This is a genomic window from Peribacillus sp. B2I2, from assembly GCF_041261685.1.
In the GTDB taxonomy this organism is placed as follows: Bacteria; Bacillota; Bacilli; order Bacillales; family DSM-1321; genus Peribacillus.
In genome coordinates, this window is the sequence record NZ_JBGCCB010000001.1 from 2,819,356 (window position 1) to 2,838,419 (window position 19,064).

At 38.7% G+C, this 19,064-nt stretch carries 13 protein-coding genes and 2 pseudogenes; 2 read left to right on the top strand and 13 right to left on the bottom strand.

Features of this window, described 5'->3' with window-relative positions; genetic code table 11:
- Positions 1-9: 9 nt before the first annotated feature.
- Complete coding sequence (lhgO, locus tag ABIE66_RS13965; RefSeq protein ID WP_289325159.1) at positions 10-1,227, bottom strand: L-2-hydroxyglutarate oxidase; 1,218 nt, start codon at positions 1,225-1,227, stop codon at positions 10-12.
- Positions 1,228-1,241: 14 nt separating this feature from the next.
- Positions 1,242-1,916 (bottom strand): GntR family transcriptional regulator, encoded by a 675-nt coding sequence (locus ABIE66_RS13970; RefSeq protein WP_370015130.1) that lies wholly within the window; start codon positions 1,914-1,916, stop codon positions 1,242-1,244.
- A 323-nt stretch (positions 1,917-2,239) separates the two neighbouring features.
- Between ABIE66_RS13970 and ABIE66_RS13975 the strand changes: the two genes are divergently transcribed.
- Entirely contained in the window at positions 2,240-2,635 is a 396-nt protein-coding gene (locus tag ABIE66_RS13975) for a GyrI-like domain-containing protein (protein ID WP_289325161.1), read from the top strand.
- Between the two features lie 207 nt (positions 2,636-2,842).
- Here ABIE66_RS13975 and ABIE66_RS13980 read toward each other — a convergent pair whose 3' ends face one another.
- From ABIE66_RS13980 to ABIE66_RS13995, 4 genes are all read right to left on the bottom strand, one after another.
- Positions 2,843-3,313 carry a DinB family protein gene (locus ABIE66_RS13980; RefSeq protein WP_370015131.1) on the bottom strand — a complete coding sequence of 157 codons (471 nt, stop codon included), beginning with the start codon at positions 3,311-3,313 and terminating at the stop codon, positions 2,843-2,845.
- Positions 3,314-3,397: 84 nt separating this feature from the next.
- Complete coding sequence (locus ABIE66_RS13985) at positions 3,398-3,970, bottom strand: site-specific integrase (RefSeq protein WP_370015132.1); 573 nt, start codon at positions 3,968-3,970, stop codon at positions 3,398-3,400.
- Between the two features lie 481 nt (positions 3,971-4,451).
- The gene (gene uvsE, locus ABIE66_RS13990) at positions 4,452-5,423 is read right to left on the bottom strand and encodes a UV DNA damage repair endonuclease UvsE (protein WP_289325163.1); all 972 of its coding nucleotides are present in this window, start codon (positions 5,421-5,423) and stop codon (positions 4,452-4,454) included.
- A 182-nt stretch (positions 5,424-5,605) separates the two neighbouring features.
- Positions 5,606-6,109 (bottom strand): PCYCGC motif-containing (lipo)protein, encoded by a 504-nt coding sequence (locus ABIE66_RS13995; RefSeq protein ID WP_370015133.1) that lies wholly within the window; start codon positions 6,107-6,109, stop codon positions 5,606-5,608.
- Between the two features lie 199 nt (positions 6,110-6,308).
- Between ABIE66_RS13995 and ABIE66_RS29075 the strand changes: the two genes are divergently transcribed.
- Positions 6,309-6,533 (top strand): YczF family membrane protein, encoded by a 225-nt coding sequence (locus ABIE66_RS29075; protein ID WP_483313849.1) that lies wholly within the window; start codon positions 6,309-6,311, stop codon positions 6,531-6,533.
- On the opposite strand, the gene ABIE66_RS14000 is transcribed toward ABIE66_RS29075, so the two are convergent.
- The 7 genes and pseudogenes from ABIE66_RS14000 to ABIE66_RS14030 all read right to left on the bottom strand — a co-directional run bounded on the left by ABIE66_RS14000 (position 6,528) and on the right by ABIE66_RS14030 (position 18,899).
- Positions 6,528-7,631 (bottom strand): GerAB/ArcD/ProY family transporter, encoded by a 1,104-nt coding sequence (locus ABIE66_RS14000; protein ID WP_370015134.1) that lies wholly within the window; start codon positions 7,629-7,631, stop codon positions 6,528-6,530. The genes ABIE66_RS29075 and ABIE66_RS14000 overlap by 6 nt on opposite strands.
- A gap of 23 nt (positions 7,632-7,654) precedes the next feature.
- Positions 7,655-8,845: a Ger(x)C family spore germination protein gene (locus ABIE66_RS14005; RefSeq protein WP_370015135.1), complete on the bottom strand. Its 1,191-nt coding sequence runs from the start codon at positions 8,843-8,845 to the stop codon at positions 7,655-7,657.
- Positions 8,846-8,870: 25 nt separating this feature from the next.
- Positions 8,871-10,364: a spore germination protein gene (locus tag ABIE66_RS14010; protein WP_370015137.1), complete on the bottom strand. Its 1,494-nt coding sequence runs from the start codon at positions 10,362-10,364 to the stop codon at positions 8,871-8,873.
- A gap of 457 nt (positions 10,365-10,821) precedes the next feature.
- A pseudogene (locus tag ABIE66_RS14015) lies at positions 10,822-11,343 on the bottom strand (helical membrane plugin domain-containing protein); the annotation flags it as partial.
- A complete protein-coding gene (gene fdhF, locus ABIE66_RS14020) occupies positions 11,336-14,299 on the bottom strand; it encodes a formate dehydrogenase subunit alpha (RefSeq protein WP_370015138.1) in 2,964 nt (987 codons plus the stop codon). The pseudogene ABIE66_RS14015 and the gene fdhF, both read right to left, overlap by 8 nt.
- 182 nt (positions 14,300-14,481) lie before the next feature.
- Positions 14,482-16,362 (bottom strand): annotated as a pseudogene (gene pulA / locus ABIE66_RS14025) (type I pullulanase); the annotation flags it as partial.
- Between the two features lie 407 nt (positions 16,363-16,769).
- The gene (locus tag ABIE66_RS14030; RefSeq protein ID WP_370015139.1) at positions 16,770-18,899 is read right to left on the bottom strand and encodes an ATP-dependent Clp protease ATP-binding subunit; all 2,130 of its coding nucleotides are present in this window, start codon (positions 18,897-18,899) and stop codon (positions 16,770-16,772) included.
- Between the last annotated feature and the right edge of the window lie 165 nt (positions 18,900-19,064).

Below are 19,064 nucleotides of genomic sequence, written 5' to 3' on the forward strand. Positions count from 1 at the left end.
TCTCGAATTTTATTTTGTTAATATGGCTTCCAATAAGTGTGATTGTTCCGGAATGCGGTTTACAACCTCTTTTCCAATTTCAATCGAAGCTGTTGCAGCTGGTGATGGTGCATTACATACATGAATGGTCCGTTTTCCCATGATAATATGAAAATCATCCACCATATTACCATCATCTTGTAACGCCTGGGCCCGGACTCCAGCAGGTGCAGGGATTAAATCATCCGCTTGAATTTCCGGAATTAATTCCTGCAGGCTTTTCGTGAATTGCTTTTTACTAAATGAACGGACATATTCATCCATCCCTTCCTTCATGAATTTACTGGCCAGCTTCCAAAAACCTTTATAGCTTAAAACTTCAGTCAAATCTTTCGCATTGAAGTCGGTCTTTTTATATCCTTCCCGTTTGAAACTTAGTACTGCATTGGGACCAGCATCTACTTCTCCGCTAATCATCCGCGTAAAATGAACCCCCAGAAATGGGAATTTCGGGTTAGGTACCGGATATATTAAATGATTGACAAGGAAGCGTTTATCAGGCTTCAATTTAAAATACTCACCGCGAAACGGGACAATTTTCATATCAGTTTTATACCCTGCAGCTGCTGCGATACGATCACTGTGCAACCCTGCGCAATTAATGACCATCCTTGCCTTTATGGTACCGTTGTTTGTGTCGATGATGACATCATCAAAATCCTCGTCAATCTTCTCCACCTTTGTATTCAGCTTAATTTCACCGCCGTTGCCTCGGATGATATCCGCCATCTTTTCACTTACCTGACGATAATTGACGATGCCGGCTTGCGGGACGCGAATTGCACCTAGTCCATTAACATGCGGTTCGATTTCCTTTAACTCACCCACACCGATTTTTTGTATAGCTAGTTCATTTTGCAAACCGCGTGAATATAAATCATCCAGTAGGGGCATCTCTTCTGGCTTTGTTGCAACAATGACTTTCCCACAAATATCATGTTCAATTCCATGCATCCGGCAGAATTCCGTCATTGATTTGCTTCCTTGACGGGCAAACCGTGCCTTGAAACTGCCTGGTTTATAATAAATTCCTGAATGGATGACGCCGCTGTTATGCCCCGTTTGATGATCTGCAACAACAGCCTCTTTTTCAATGACTACCACTTTAGCATTAGGAAAACGCTGATAAAGTGCCATTCCCGTCGATAATCCTACAATTCCCCCACCAACAATTGCGAAATCATACACAATTAACACTCCTTTTATTGATGATTTTTAGTATTCAGCAACTCCATATACGAAATTAAATTGTTCTTAGTCCGTAAGATGTGAAATTCTACTGCTGCCCTTAGTTCTGCAGGATCCCCTCTTAGTGCCGCTTCATATATCATCCGGTGTTCCCGTTGCGTTTCTGGGTAATGGTCAATCAGCAAATTCGGCGCAATGGGTGAGATTCCTAGTGTTTCTACCATTTTTTGAACCCTTGGCCATGGGCAACCTTTTCGGAGGGTTTCATGAAAAGCCGCATTCAAAATGATATAATGCTCATTGGTTTCATCAGATAACTGAATTCCTTCCATTTCAATCAAAATTCCCTTTAATTTTTCTTTATCCTCCTTTGTTAAATAAGGAAGCGATTTTTCCACAGCAAGGCCTTCAAGTAGAGACCTTGTATGATAAATTTCTTCAATATCATCCCGGGTAATCGGTGTTACAATTGCTCCTTTATGAGGAACCATTTCCACCAACCCTTCCATTTGAAGCTGTGTAAGGGCTTCGCGAATGGGCATTCTGCTTACTTCCAGGCGATCAGCCCATTCCTCTTGGATGAGTCGCTCCCCCTTTTTCAACGTCCCATTCAAAATCGCTTTCCTGAGGCTTTTTGTCACATTTTTAACAATTGTTGATTTATCTTTATTCGAATTAGCTTTATCCAATTCAGCGTCCACCTTTCAATATTGGATACAATTTTAACTATATCAACTAAATAAAGCGATTACAATACTGAAAATTAAATATATTGTATCCAATTACAAAACTACTGGATACAATACATTAGGTAAACATCACATATGAACATAAATCTCATTTTCCATTCATCGAAATAATTTGATACTGTGAAATCAGAATCAATTATATAAATAACTTTGCATTTTTTTAAAGACCATTAAAATTCACAATTTTTTAATTGGTCATCTTTTGTGATTATGATATCATTGATGCAATAACCAAATTTATACAAATGAGGGGTTGCTAGTTTATGAGTAATGAAGTCTATCTGATTGGCGAAATACGGACTAATAATTTCTCTGATAAGGATCTTTTCGAGAAAATTAGATCGTTGTGGGGCAAAACAAATGATTATCCAATTGATAATGATATGAAATATGGGATTTATCATCAGTACGTAAGCAACTATCGAGGAGATTATACTTTATCTATAGCTACCGAAACCCCTGTATCGAATGAAAAATTGATTATTCCAGATCATGAATACGAAGTGTTTGAATGTCTACAAGATGAACATTCCATTGGTGAAACGTGGAAAAAGATATGGCGGTTGGAAGATGAAAAAAAATTGAACAGGGATTATAGTCTGGATTTCGAAAAATATTATCCTGATGGAAAAGTGGAAATACATATTGCGATTAAATAAGCTTTAAAAAAGAACCCTATCTTAACGATAGGGTTCTTTTATGTTTACAGTTGATGACACCATAGTTACCATAATAATATTATGGTAACTAAGAGCTGTTACATCAAAAATGCTTCTAATATAATGTGTTGATAATTATCCCTCTAGAAAATGAGTCTATTTTTCTCAACAAAAAAAAGACTATACAATAGTCTTTTTTTGAGGAAGTCATTCGGATGAGATAAGTCCCCGTCCAATAAAGTTTGCAGAAACAGGCTTTTTCCCTGCTTCTCTTGCCCAAACTGATATTTGTCCTACATGGTGAATTTCGTGAGCAATGACATGCCGCATTATCTCACCCCAAGTATCTGTTACGATTTTTCCATCTGGCATAGTATCATGAAATAATTTATTTTCCATAACCACATTCCAATTGTATACAAAGTCATTCACTTCCGTCCGAAAAACAGCATCCAATTTCATGACCTGATCCAAACTTTCAAAACTCTCAGTGAAGTCTTTTTTACCTTCTAAAAGGCGTATCCAACTCCACTCTACATCAACTATATGGAAGAGTGTTTGCAAAATGCTCCCCACTCCGCCAGTTCTGGAACGAAGAAGTTCTTCTTCGTTCACCTCACCACACCAACGATACCAGTCTTCTCTAACCATCCAGTTATATCGAAATAATGTTTGCACTGGAATCCCCCCCCATTGTAGGACTATGGTGATCATTAAAAAAATACTAAGTAATACATGAGAGCTGTAACTCGTCCCGTTCAGTTAATAATAGAAATCCATCAATGTTTCGTCCATTAAATCCTGTGTGAGTCCTATGTAAATCATCGTATCTTTTGGATTGGAGTGATTAAGGATTTGCTGCAGTAACGCAATATCCTTGAACTTTTGGTAATGTAAATAGCCGAAAGTTTTTCGAAGGGTATGTGTACCTACATCCGGAATGTCTGCCATTTCAGCTGCTTTGTTCAAGACCCTGTAGGCCTGTACCCTAGTGATTGGACCATTCCCTTTTCGACTTGGAAATAAATACTGTTCATTTTTCAAGTTCATCTTCCGGACATATTTCCTTACTTCCTTACGAAGTTGAGGATTGACCAGGAACCGCTTAATTTTATCTGTCTTTTGCTCCACAATGACTATATGCGTACCCTCAAGGATATCTCTCACTCGCAATTGCAATAGATCCCCAATACGTAACCCGATGTTTATCCCGATGGAAAACATCATATAATCCCTATAGCTGCAATATTTTAATAGTGACTTTTTCATCTTATCTATGTGATCCAGCCGCCGTATCGGCTGAACATTTTTTATTCTTTGAGAGGTTGCTTGCATGAATGGCTCATTCCCCTTTCCCCTTCTTTCATTGTACGTGAACAGGCGAAAAAAAGGCAAGTTTTATAAATTTCAATCCCCTTATAAACCTTGATTTAACGCGTTTTCGAATGTATCAATAGAGGTCCTTTGTTACATTCGGAATATTCTTGTAAATTCTTTTGTGAAACCCCAATAATCTATTAATCGCCATTAAACGCTTATATAGCCTCATAGAGCGATTTTAATTCAAACTGGAATAAAGACTCTATGTATTTCAAACAATAGCTTTAAAACCCAAATATGAAGGTCGTTTTTTTGTCATTATTAAGACTTTTGTAAAATAATGTATAAAATATTAATCATCCTATCAATATCAATAATGACTTCCCTTTCCATTTATGAAGCATCCAACGCGTTAACGATAACTATGTTATGTAAACAATTGCATCTGATAAAGAGAAACTTATACATAATCCCTTTATCAAATCATACCGATTGATTAATGAATATAAAAACTGGCACCATCAATGATTTCTATTTCTTTGTAACTTTTCAGTTCATCCATCAACTGGAAAAGTGCTCCATCCTTTTGTTTAGCTTCAATCATGCAATCCAATTGTGGTAAGCTTCCCTTTATTTGTTGCAAAAAATCAATGAACATTCCTGTATCCACAAAGTCAGCGTGTGCTCGAAATTCTTTATCGGACCTTGGACTTGAAATATGCATTTTAGGAGGTAGTTTGGAATTGCTCCAGGTATGTAAGACCCTGTCCCAATGATCTTTCCAATTTTCACTTGGTAACTGATGTGCGAGGTAATGGTGATAATCAAAAACCATGGGAATCCCCAATTTCTCACATAAGTAAAGGGTTTCCGACAAAGTGTAGGTGGTATCATCATTCTCAAGTATGACCATCCTTTGAATCGATTCGGGAATCAACCCCCAATTATGGATAAATTGCTCCAAAGCCTGTACATGTTCGCCATAACCGCCACCAACATGCAGAACACAGCGATGCTCGGGGTCCACCCCCATTTTTTTCAATAAAGTATAATGCATCCTTAATGTTTTTAATGATGTCTTCAGTATATCGATATTTGAACTATTCAAGATGACGAAATGATCTGGGTGAAAATCTATCCTTATTTTTGGGTGATCAGTAATGAATGTTTTTAATTTAGCAAGTTCTTCTGCAATAGGATCAATGTAATCCCATTCTGGAATTTCTGGATGATTGGCTAAAGGGATAAGTTTAGAAGAAAGTCTAAAAAACTGAATATTATTAGCTTCGTTATGGATCAGTAAACGCCAACAATTATGAAGATTGGAAATTGAAATACGTTCAAGCTTCCTTATCGCTGCATCTCTGTCCTTAATTTTCGAAAACTGAGCAAAAGTCATCGTTTGGGATGGTGAACAGTTTGGCACATGATTACTCATGGCTACATAACCTAGGCGAATTAATGTCAAATGGTTACCTCCTTTAAGATTTAATGGTTAATGGAAGTATTCCCCTTAGTGACCAATATTATATATGTGAAAGAATCCATCACGCCAAGAAAATAAAAAAATGGCATTTTCCGAATGAATATCGGGCAAAAGCCATTTTCCTAATTATCTTTCACGGTAGAATTTCATTTCTTTTTTAGTTCTTACACTTCAGGGGTTGGTGTTGGTTTGGTATATCCACTTTTATATTTTTCATCGACTTTATTTCGGATATCTTTGATGCTCATACCATCATTCAAGTCCAGTATGGATTGTGCAGCTATTTCTAAACAAACTCCACATCTAGTCCCGTGGTCATCCCAGACCACTTCACCATTTTTTTTATTTTCATGGATGAAACAATCATAATTGTTTTTATGGTTAGCTGATTCCCCGCAACCGCAGTAACAAGGTATTTTTTCTAGTAATTCTTTATTTTGAGCAACAGCTAAATAGATTGTCTTCATGTCTTCTGGTTTTTCTGCTAAGAAATCCGGCGCTATTTCCTTACTGCTGGTCTCTTCCTGAAGATCTCCGGATACCGTATGTTCGGAATGTCCTTCATGACTGCTTTCTTTTTGTACAACGCTTTTCTCTTCACTTGAACAACCAGAAAGTATTAAAGATGAACAGACCCCTAAAGTAATGGTCATTAATTTTAGCTTCATTTTTACACTCCTTAACAATCTTGATACTCCCATTTTATGGCCTGGAAAGAAATTCTACAAGCATTAGGTTACACACTTTAAGGATTAAAAAATGACAAGTATCCATAACATATATACTATATGCCTATTTGTTACGACTTCGTACATATTTTTAAAGTATTAACCACACTTTAAGAAATAAGAATGAGGTGATATTGTCGTGAGGGCGCTTCCATCATTGTTAATTTTGTTAGGAACGTATTTACTTATTTTACTCCTTGACAACTTACAGGGCTTGAGTATATTGCACTCTTTCTATAGTATCAAACTATATTTGATAGTAGCTCGTGGAGAAGATTACTTTCTGCTCTTGTTATTCACTATAATTTTTCTATATTTGATTGTATTCTCAGCAATCAAAAACCGGCAGCCTCCATCTTCATGAAACTGCTGGTTTTAATTTTTGTTTTATATATGCGGTAAGCAATAATAGAATGGGGATTCCAATGAGCAAAGGTAGATGCAAAAGGTAAGGAACGACTTTTAACCCTTCATTTATATGTGCCTGATAGCTAGGAGCAATCATAATCGAAGAGATGAAAATAACACCGCCAACCAGATAAATGAATATAGGAGATGGTTTCATTTGAAATAAGTCCGCTGAGCCAATAATGGCACAAAAGAAAAATATCGAAATCTTAATGAAGCCTAAAATGATCATTAAAACAAGAATGAACGAATCCAGTCTTTCAATAAAATCAGCGATATTTATATAACTCACAGCTCTAAGAGCAGGGAAATTAGACCTTAATACCGCCTCTGGACCTAATACGGACAAAAGAATGATCGAATTAAGAGTTAAAGAAACTCCACCTATAATTATGGCAAAGAGGCCAACTTTAAAAGCGGAACTCTTTTTATTCAAATACGGAAGGATCATCGTAAACGTAATCAATTCTCCAAAAGGTACTGTGATACCTGTAGGAATCAACTCTTTCCATACCATTACCCATCCGTTGCCTAATACAGGTTGAAGGTTTTCCAATTTTGTATATCCTCCTAATACAAACATAATGTTCAGAATCAAAAGGGCCACGATAATAATGGCAAAGCATAAGCATGCAACACGTGCAAATGCTTCCAAACCTAGATGAACTCCATAAATCAAAACAAGTATCATGCATATCCCCAGTGTTATAATGGAAGTGCGTCTATAAGTGGAGCTAATTAATAATTCTTCAAAATCGCGTAATATTCTTGAAGCCAGATAAACAAAATAGATGATATAGGTAAAACTCAATACGCTGCCGATATATTTACCCCAAATTTTCCGGACATAACCGGTCATCGGTAAGTCAGGGTATTTTTTGTATAATGAAATATACACGAAATAAAGTAAACAACCAAAAAGGGTTGATAAGAGATTCACAATCCAGACATCCTGCTTGGCCCCCTTACCTATATTAAGCAGTAGATTACTGCCAAACATAAAAATGATCATCATACAAAATAACTGAAATCCATCAATTTTTATTTTAGGCAATGCATCCTCACCTCCTCATTCTTTTATTTCGGCTCATAAGGTTCCATTAGCAATCCGGAATTGATAATCTCTACATTAACTTTCAATGATATCTGCGCATCTGAATATAGGTTATCCCAATTTTTTTTGTTCTGGCGCCAATAAACGGGATTTGTTCGAGACAAGGCATCACCAAAACCAAAAATATCTGACTTTTCTTTTTGAGTGATGCTAATCGTCCTATTAATTTGCTTTTTAATTTCTTTCACCATTTTTTTTTCGAATTCTTTTAACACTCTGGGATCGCTTAAATTAAGCTCACATGATGTTTCCAACAGTTCTCCCATTACGTTGATATTAGTATGAATGACAGGTTTTTCATGATGGATTTCGGTTAACATTTTACTTTTTACACCGATTGTGTTGATTGTCACATTGCCTCTTTCACAAGGTAACACAACGGGGGTATTTTTCACTTTCGATGTAACGAATTGAGCGGCTCGGGCCGTTTCTCCATCCAACCATCTCACCAATTTACCTTTTCTGAAAATGGCTAATCCCTTAACCTTAATAGTAGTCGGGTTCGTCGTCTCTAAATTTCCTGTTTGCTTCCCCTTCTGGGAAGCATTGCTTATACTGATTCCAGGAAGTGATGCATCTTTACCTTCACTCAACAGTGAAGAAATGATTTCATAAGCTAACACCTCACTAGATGATCCATACAGCTTTTGATTATTTTGTGTTGTACTGATAATATTTTTACCTGGAGTATTCTCAAGAGGTTCAATTACCCCAAGTACATCCTTAGCAGTCTTCCCACGCGCAATAAAGATCGGGATACTTACCCGTGAATATTTTCCTCTATCGAGACCATCAAAGATTAAATCCAGATCATTTCGAGCTAACTTCTCACCAATAATAATGAGCGAGAGATGTGTTGTGTTATTTTCCCTCGGAATAACGGAAGCTGATTTTCCCAAAGTTTCCAAAAACGTTTTTCCTGTTACCGTATAGTTGATGACAGCGAGGCCTTGACCTCCTGTTGTGCTGGTTTGGGATAGGCCGCTAGGATTTATGACTTGATATGTTACTCGGTACGGTTGTTTTGGATCGTCATTTTGGTCAACTCCCATAGCTATTATGACACCTAGCTCGTTTAATTCCCGGTAATTTGAACAACCTGAAATCAGTAAGCAAATGGCTGCCATCCATAATAGTGAAATATTCATTTTCATTTTTCGTCCCCCGTAATTGCCAGTTTTATTTTCTTGATGGTTTTTTCAATAGTGATGAAAGTGGGAAACGAAAAAAACCATCTCTTTGCTCCTTTAAACGAAATGGAGCAAATGGAGCAAAATATGGTACACCAAAAGATCTAAGGCTGCTCATATGAAGCCAGATACATAAAGTGAAAAGCAATATGCCGTATAAGCCTATGAATGCTGAAATAAAAATCAACATAAATCGAATTCCACGAGTCACATTAACTAAACTGGTATTCGGCAGTGTAAAACTGCTGATTGCAGAAATGGCTACAATAATAACCACTGCCGCTCCCACAAATCCCGCTTCAACAGCTGCTTGTCCTAAAATGAGTGCTCCTACAATTGATACAGCCGGCCCAATCGCTCTTGGCATCCGAACTCCTGCCTCACGCAAAACCTCAAAGGCCATTTCCATTACCAGTATTTCGACAATTGCTGGAAAAGGAACAGTTTCCCTTTGGGCCATTAGACTGACGATTAACGTTGTAGGAATAAGCCCTTGGTGATGTGTAATCAGTGCCAAATAGATAGCGGAGGCATACGTAGCAAGAAAAAAGGCTCCTAATCTTAACAACCTTAAAAAGGAACTGATATATTGATTTTGATAATAGTCTTCCGGAGATTGAAAAAATTGAGAGAAAACAGCCGGGACGATTAAAACAAAAGGTGTTCCTTGTATGATGATGGCAATTCTACCCTCTAATAAATTTCCTACAACCGCATCAGGTCGTTCCGTATTTAAAAGAAGCGGAAAAATTGTTGTTCCATCATCCCGAATTAATTCCTCAATGTAATTCGATTCAAGAACCCCATCAATATCAATGCCCTTTACTCGTTCTTTGACTTCCTTCACGATACTCTCATCCGCGATTCCCTGAATGTACATGATTCCAATATCCGTTTGAGTGACGCTTCCGACTTTCAAGCTTTCTAAGCGTACATCAGGATTTTGAATCCTAGTACGAATTAATGACGTATTGGTTCTTAAATTCTCTGTAAAACTATCTTTTGGTCCTCTAATGACCGTTTGGCTTGTCGGTTCAGTTATTGCCCGTGACGGCTGTTTTTTCGTACTGGCGATGAATGCTTTTGTACTGCCATTCAGCAATACTGCCGTATCTCCTGTCAAAACCGCTGACACGAATTCCTGCCAACTTTCTTTAATGGTCAATTGAGATACTGTTAAAATATGGCTTGCTCGTTCTTCTATCAATTTTTGATTATTTTCATTAAACGACTGTATTAATGGATCCACTATGTTCTCGTTAATGATGTTATCATCAGCCAATCCGTCAAGGTGGATTACAGCTGCTTGTATCGATTTATGGTGCGGAGATTCAATCATTCGAACAGACAAATCAGAACTGTGTCCAAGCTCGTTCATTAATCTCACTACATTTTCATTCACCTCGTCGGATAAGGTATTTACTTGTATATGGTTTGTTGTAGGTTTTTCTTTAGACCTTTTAAGAGAACGTCCTATTCGCACTTCCCCGCCCCTTTTGATTAAGTGTATGTGTATTTGTTCGTTTCACTAATGATTGATTTTATTATTTGTATCTAATTTAAATATATGTAATAAAAGGCTAGTGAGAAAAATTTTGTTAGTAATTTTATTACCGCATTCAACCAGTCAAAAAAAGCCGACGATTCCCTATAAGGGAATCATCGGCTTTAATATTTTGGTGGGTAATCAACACCATCATACAAGACAAAGTCAATATCGTTTACTAATTTACTTGCGTTTCAAATTTCCAATATGAAAATAACAAGTTTTTTTACTTCTTACTTTTCGATAAAGTAAGCGGAATGGTTACGAGCGAAACTCCTGCTGCAATCCATAACCAGCTGGTGTTTCGTTTTTTTTCGCTACCGCCTTTACTGGGTATACTTGATCCGTATGACTTTCTCGAGTTGGGCCGTTCTATGTCAGCTGTTTCATTCGCTTTATGCAAATGCTGATTCTCTGGTAATTGGGTGGTTCTTTCTAAATCGCTTGTATCTTCTCCCATTCCTTTAAGGAAGGTCATCAGGTAAGTCATAGCTTGTTTGACTTCTTGGTCATTCAAGGAGCGCAGCAAGGCTAAATAACTTGGCTTTTCTGGCTTTCCGTCAGGCTCGGCTACACGGGCAATCCCTGAATTGACTTTGAGGATAAGCGGTTCAAGCTGTTGAACATTCAGTGTACCTAACGTACCAAGTATGAGAAGGAGATTTTTTAGGGTATTTGCGGTTTCGGGAGTGTCTGCTGTCTTGACAAGAATGTTCAGCACCTTGTCCCCTTCCTTCAACAAACTGTTAACCATTGATAAAATCCCACGATCCTGCATACCTTTCATGACTTCAAACGTTTCTTTAATCACTTCTTTATTTTCCAAAAGGGTACGCTCGATATCCTCGAGTTCAATTCTTCTTCTTTCTTCATCGCTAATGGTGATTCGGTTGATCACTTTCGTTGCTTTAGCCACGGTTCCTCTCCTCCTTTTTGATTTTCAAGAGGTCACCAGGGAAAATATAATCTTCGCGGGCCCATTTTTTTTGTACTTGTACACCTATCTGCGGTTGTGGATTACCATTACGATGGTTGATGCTTGGTAATGGGTTGTCTCCTTTGATCCTGAGAACTTCCATTTTTGCCTGAACTTCCTTATAAGCAGGGGTATCAGTATCTTTATCTGAATGGGAGCTTGTCAATTGGTTTATTGCTCCGTCACCTGAATCGTTCATCGGCAGATAAACCTCTTTACCTTTTACACGATCTGTAATCAGGCATTGCACTTTTGCATTTCCATACGGTGAAGTAAGCCGAACAAGAGTGCCATCCTCAAGCCCTCTATCTTTTGCCAATTCACGGGATACCTCAAGGAAGACTTTTGGCGTTTTGGATGTGATGCCTTTTGATTGATAAGTCATGTTCCCTTCATGGAAATGTTCCAATAAACGGCCGTTATTCACATGGATATCAAACTCCTCCCCAAAGTCAATCGGTTTGGTCCATTCGACTGGAAATAATCTTGCTTTTCCATCGGGGAATGGAAAATCCTCCGTGAATAAAAGCGGCGTATCTGTGCCATCTGGTGCTACGGGCCATTGAAGACTTTTATAACCTTCCAACCGTTCGTAACTTACTCCAGCATATAATGGTGATAGTTTAGCTGCTTCGTCCATGATTTCACTTGGATGCTCATAATTCCAGCCTGCTCCTAACGAATTAGCCACGTTCATGATGATTTGCCAATCAGGCTTAGATTCACCTAATGGTTCAAAGACTTGATAAAGACGTTGAATACGGCGCTCGGTATTCGTGAAAGTACCTTCTTTTTCAAAGCTTGGGCTTGCTGGAAGGACGACATCCGCGAATTCAGCCGTTCTTGATAAGAAGATATCTTGGACCACAAAGAAGTCCAGTTTTTCAAATGCTTCATGGACATGATTGATATTCGAATCGACCAGACCCATATCTTCACCTTTTAAGTACATTGCTCTAAGGGTACCTGCATGAATCCCTTCGACCATTTCATGGTTATTAAGGCCAGGGTTTTCTGGTAATTTGGCACCCCAGACGTTTTCATATTTCGTGCGGACCTTTTTATCCGTTACTTTTTCATAACCTGGCATGCGATCCGGCATACTGCCAAAGTCACTGGCTCCTTGTACATTATTATGTCCGCGTAAAGGATAAGTACCTGTTCCAGGTTTACCGTAGTTGCCTGTTATGAGCATTAGATTGGAAATTGCAGTACTCGTATCGCTTCCTCCGCCATGCTGCGTAACACCCATGGCCCAAAGCGATGCAACGCTCCCCGCTTCATGAATGGCTTCTGCAAGCGTAATTAAATCTTCTTTAGCTACGCCAGTTACTTTTTCCGCATATTCCATTGTGTAAGGTTCTAAAGTCTTGATGTATTCCTCCATCCCATTTACACGGTTTCTAATGAAGTCTTTATCTGTCCAACCTTGGTCGACAATATATTTAGTCACGGCCGACAGCCATATGATATCCGATCCCGGAGCAGGTTGGATAAAGAGGTCGGAACGTTCGGCCATTTCATGCTTTCTAATGTCCGCCACTATCAGCTTCTGTTTACCTAGTTTATGGGAACGTTTGATTCTCGTAGCCAAAACTGGATGTGATTCGGATGTATTGGAGCCTATGATCAATACAAGTTCGGACTTTTCGATATCCTTTATGCCCCCTGTATCTCCGCCATATCCAACCGTTCTGAACAGTCCCAAAGTAGCCGGTGTCTGACAATACCGGGAGCAGTTATCCACATTATTGGTGCCAATGATTCCCCTTGCCAGCTTTTGCATTAAATAGGACTCTTCATTGGTGCATTTGGATGACGTTATGAAAGCCATCGAATCGGGACCGTGATCGTCTTTTATTTCGGTGAATTTACGGGAAATCAATTCAAGGGCTTCTTCCCATTCAGCTTCTCTGAATGCATCCCCTTCTCTAATTAAAGGTTTTGTAAGCCTTTCTTCACTATTTACGAAATCCCATCCGAATTTCCCTTTCACACAAGTCGAAATTCCATTTGCAGGTGCCTCAACTTGCGGTTCAACCTTAAGGATTTTACGGTCTTTGGTCCAGACGTCAAAGCTGCATCCTACACCGCAGTATGTACAAACCGTTTTCGTCTTTTTGATTCTTGCATCCCTCATGGCGGATTCCATATCTGAAATTGCTAAAATCGAACCATAACCGGTTTCAACATTTTTAGTGATTTCTATCATAGGTCGAAGGGTTTGTTTAGCAATGCCGGTTAAAAACCCGGCTTCACCTTCCATTCCTTTTTCCATCATCGCATTACACGGGCAAACTGTGGAACAATGACCACATGAAACACATGAAGATTCATTGATTGGAACATTATTATCCCAAATGACACGTGGACGTTTTGCTTGCCAATCTATAGTCAATGTTTCTGTGACCTGTACATCTTGACAAGCTTCAACACAACGGCCGCAAAGGATGCATTGGTCCGGATCATATCGATAGAATGGATTCGACCCATCCACTTCATACGGTTTTTGATCAAAAGGGACACTTTGATGATTTACCTTCATTTCCTTAACGGTATTGTGTATTTCACAAGTGCCATTATTATAATCGCAAACCGTACAATAAAGCTCATGGTTATACAATATCTTGTCCATTGCCATGACCTGTGCTTCTTTTACATCTGGTCCAACTGTATCAATTACATCCCCATCATCGATTTTGGTAGAACACGACCTTACAAGTTCTCCATTTACGCTCACTAGACATGTATCACATGTTTCGATAGGACCTAGGCTGGGATGGTAACAAACATTCGGGACTTCAATGGAGCTATCCATCAGCGTTTGTAAAATTGTTTGATTACCTTCCAGGGTGGCTTCAGCACCATTGATTTTTATATGTACTTTCTCTGGCAAAATATTCGCTCCCCTCAAAATAAACGATAAATTTCAATCGTTATTATTTCTACCCCGACAATTTTTTCACCAAACGTCCGGGAGTAAATTATGGAAGGTTTCATTTGTCCAATAAATTTCAACAGATAATGAACTAAAGTCGAAGTGAGACATAGTTGCTCACTTCGACTTTAGTTCATGCATTACAAGCTTATTTTCAATACAAGCGAACTTAAAGGGGGAACGGTTATCTGACTACCTTTGATTCTTGCTATTTCTTCCAGTCCTGCCCGCTGACCATCCACTAAAACGGACCAATCTCCTTCATGGGGAAGTGTAATGTTTATCGCGTCCCAATTTGCATTATGAATCACTGCAATTTTTGAATCCTTTGTTATAAGGGTGAATGCAACCGCATTTGGTGGAGCATCAATGAATTGTAAATGCTCCTCAATTTCTTCTGGCGTGCTTAATCTAAAAACAGAATGATTTTTCCTGAGCGAAATCAGCCCTTTCATATATTCCACTTCGTGATCTAACTCCGCTCTCCTTTTCCAATCCAAACGGTTAATCCAATCAGAAGATTGATAGCTATTTTCATCCCCATCCTTTGTTCGCATGAATTCTTGTCCAGCATGTATCATTGGTATTCCCTGTGATAACAGGACAATTGCGGAAGCTAGTTTATGCATCTGTTTTCGTTCTTGTTCTGTCGCATCTGGATTAGTGATGAGAAGCTTATCCCATAAAGTATAATTATCATGTGCTTCAACATAATTGATCACTTGATCTGGTTTTTGGTATGTGGCGATATGATCACCATATTTCAAGCCACCAGCGATTCCTTTTTTTATGATATCTTCCATACCTGGTTTGCCATTCACAAAACCTTTATCGTGTTCATTCATTACAAATCCTTTTAAACCATCTCGGATTGCATCATTAAAATGAGCGATTCCAGGCATTTTAAAAGCATTCTTTTGATTTGCTTTCAGCTCTTGGGCCAAGGGGGTATCCATATCCCATCCTTCGCCCAAAACAATGAGGGTCGGATCAATTTCTGCCAGTGTTTTTTTCACTTCATTCATCGTTTCCACATCATGGATCCCCATTAAATCGAAACGGAAACCATCAAGGTTAAATTCCTTCGCCCAATAGGTTACGGATTCAACAATGAATTTTCGCATCATTTTATTTTCAGATGCGGTATCATTTCCTACACCAGTTCCATTAGATAAGGTACCGTCGCCGTTATAGCGAAAAAAGTAGGTGGGAACGAGTTTATGGAAGTTTGAATCTTCCACTGAATAAACGTGATTGTATACAACATCCATGATTACTCGTAAACCGTGATCATGTAAGCCTTGAATCATTTCCTTTAACTCCCGAATCCTGACTTTTGGTTGATACGGATCAATCGAATAAGAGCCTTCGGGAGCGTTATAATTCTGTGGATCATAGCCCCAGTTATATTGTGGTTCATTCAATTTCATTTCATTGACTGTAGCAAAATCGAATATTGGAATAAACTGCACATGGGTTACACCCAGATCCTTAATATGATCAAGACCCGTTTTCGCTCCTTCTGGACCTTTTGTTCCCGTTTCAATTACTCCTAAGAATTTACCTTTATGATGGATTCCACTTTCAGGATGAATCGACAAATCCCGTGTATGCAATTCATAAATGATTATGTCCTCAGCCTTATCGAGAGGTGGTTTATCCCGTGTCCACTTTTCAGGGTTCGTGTCTGTTAAATCTACCACGACCCCTTTATTTCCATTTACCGTAACTGCACGAACATAGGGATCCACGGCTTCACTCCAAATTTCTCCAATTTTCACTTTGTATGTATAAATCAACCCATCCTGATCCCCCGCCAGTTCAATGGTCCAGGTTCCCTTTTCCGAACGATCCATCTGAACCTCCATTCCATCTGAATCCTCCCAACGTTTATAAGTAACTAGCTTAGCTTCAGATGCAAGAGGTGCCCATAACCTGAATGCCGTTTTATCTTTAAGGTAGGAATTTCCTAAATCTTTTCCTTCATAGAAATACTGTGCATCCAATTCTGCCGGATTTACTGGATTAATACTTGGAATTGGCAGGGATTCAGCCTGGTTTTCCGTTTCTTTATCCTCCGGTTTGCGATTATTTGTATTTTCCTCTTCGAAATAAGAAAGTGAATCTTTAATAGGTCATTCCTCCATTGAAATTCCCATTTTTTAACAGGATTTTTTTGTATTTATAATCAAGGGTGAATCTTCCCCTATGCTATGATTCCACAGATATTCCCCTTCAAAACATCGGATTATGTTGAAAATTCAGAAATCTATTATTGGATTTGTTAGTTTAAATAACCAAATGCAACAACATAGTCATTCACGTTACTGACTGGACCTTTTTTTTGTCCTTTTGAATGCCCATACCTAAAAAAGAAAAAAATGCCTCCATAACAGTTTTACGGTCTTGGAGGCATTTCTAGTACTCTTTATGGTGTTTTAATAATTTTCACAGAAGTATCTTCAACTATTGCAGTGAAGTTCTTAACGTCAGGTTGCTCAAAGATAAAGTCAGTGATGCCGTCTTCGAGTTGTTCTTGAAGTACACGGCGGAGCGGTCTCGCCCCGAAAGTTGGATGATACCCGAGTTCAATCAGTTTTTGTTTTGCTTCAGAAGTTACACTTAAAGTTAAACCATTTGCAGCAAGTGTTTCGTCAAGCTCTTCAATCATGATATCAACGATTTGCAGAAGATCTTCTTTCTTCAATGCCGAAAATTCAATGATGCTATCGAATCTGTTCAAGAATTCCGGTTTGAAGAAATTGCCCAATGATTGAAGGATGGAAGCCTCTTCTACAGCAGTACTTGTACCGAATCCCATTACTTTTTGTTTTTCTCCGACTCCAGCGTTACTCGTCATGATGATCACGGTATCTTTAAAAGCTACGGTCCGGCCTTGACTGTCCGTTAACCGGCCATCTTCCATGATTTGCAGGAACATATGCATTACATCTGGATGAGCTTTTTCTATTTCATCCAATAAGATAATACTGTAAGGTTTGCGGCGAACTTTTTCAGTCAATTGCCCTGCTTCCTCATGGCCTACGTATCCAGGCGGAGAACCGATTAATTTAGAAACACTATGTTTCTCCATGAATTCACTCATGTCAAGACGAATCATCGCTTCCTTGTCCCCGAACAATTCCTCAGCAAGAGTTTTCGCCAATTCGGTTTTACCGACACCTGTTGGACCTACGAAAAGGAAAGAACCGGTTGGACGGTTTTTGGATTTTAATCCGGCACGGCTCCTTCGGACGGCTTTAGAAACCTTTTTGACAGCCTCTTCCTGCCCGATGACTTTTTTCATAAGTTCGTCTTGAAGATGAACCATTCTTTCCTGCTCATCTTCTTGCAGCTTGCCTACAGGTATACCAGTCTTTTGTTCGATGATTTTTTGAATGTCCTCAACGGAAACGGTTGGCTTAATAGTATTTTCTCCAGCCTGCAAAGATTTTTCCAGTCTTTCTTCTTCATCACGAAGGACGGCAGCCTTTTCGTAGGCTTCTTCTTTTAAGGCCATTTCTTTTTCTTTATAGATTTGCGCCAAGCGCTCTTTCATATTTTCTACCTGGCCGTCTTCTATGGTCAAGTTCAATTTGGAACCCGCTTCATCCATCAAGTCTATTGCCTTGTCCGGCAAGAAACGATCTTGAATGTAACGGTTCGAGAGTTCAACAGCCGCTTTTAGCGCTTCTTCACTATATGTGACTCCATGATAGGATTCATAACTATCTTTTAAACCCTGTAAGATGACCAATGCCTCAGCTGTTGTCGGCTCATTAACCTGTACAGGCTGGAAGCGTCTTTCAAGAGCACCATCTTTTTCAATTGTCCTATATTCGGATAAAGTGGTGGCTCCGACAAGCTGAAGTTCGCCACGTGCAAGTGCTGGTTTCAAGATATTTCCTGCATCCATTGATCCTTCGGCTGAACCCGCCCCAACCAGTTGATGAATTTCATCGATGAATAAAATGACATTTTTTCTTTCCTGTAATTCACTGATCAATTGCTTCATTCGTTCTTCGAATTGACCTCTAATTCCAGTATTCGAAACAAGGGACGCGACATCAAGCATATATACCAGCTTATTACGTAATTTACCAGGCACTGAACCCTCAGCAATAGCTAAAGCCAGACCTTCAGCTATGGCTGTTTTACCGACTCCAGGTTCACCAATTAAAACTGGATTATTTTTATTGCGTCTATTAAGGACTTCGATGACACGTTTGATTTCTTCATCTCTTCCGATTACCGGATCAATCAGTCCTGCTTTAGCTACATCAGTCAGATTACGGCCATACTCTTCAAGCAAACCTTCACCCTCGTCTTGTTCGAAGGAATCCGGTTTAGGAACTTCATTATAATTAAATGGATTGAATGAGTTTAGGGATCCGTTATACGGGAATTTCCCTGAATCCATTCCCCCCATTGCTGCACCCAGTTTATTTCGCTCTTCTTTATAACAAGTGGAGCACAGTTTCACATCATGCTCCTGACCATTCATATTTAGATGAACTTGAATATTAGCTTGGTTTACATGGCATTTTTCACAAAACATGTAGTACTCCTCCTTTAAAAATATTAAACTCAATAAAATCTTTGACCTTCTTTGACTTTCTGACTTTATTATACATTGACCTTCTTTGACTTTCAATAATTTTGTCTGTAAATTTTTTTGGAAACAAATTATAAATTCCCTCCAATTAGTTTGCTAATCATATTA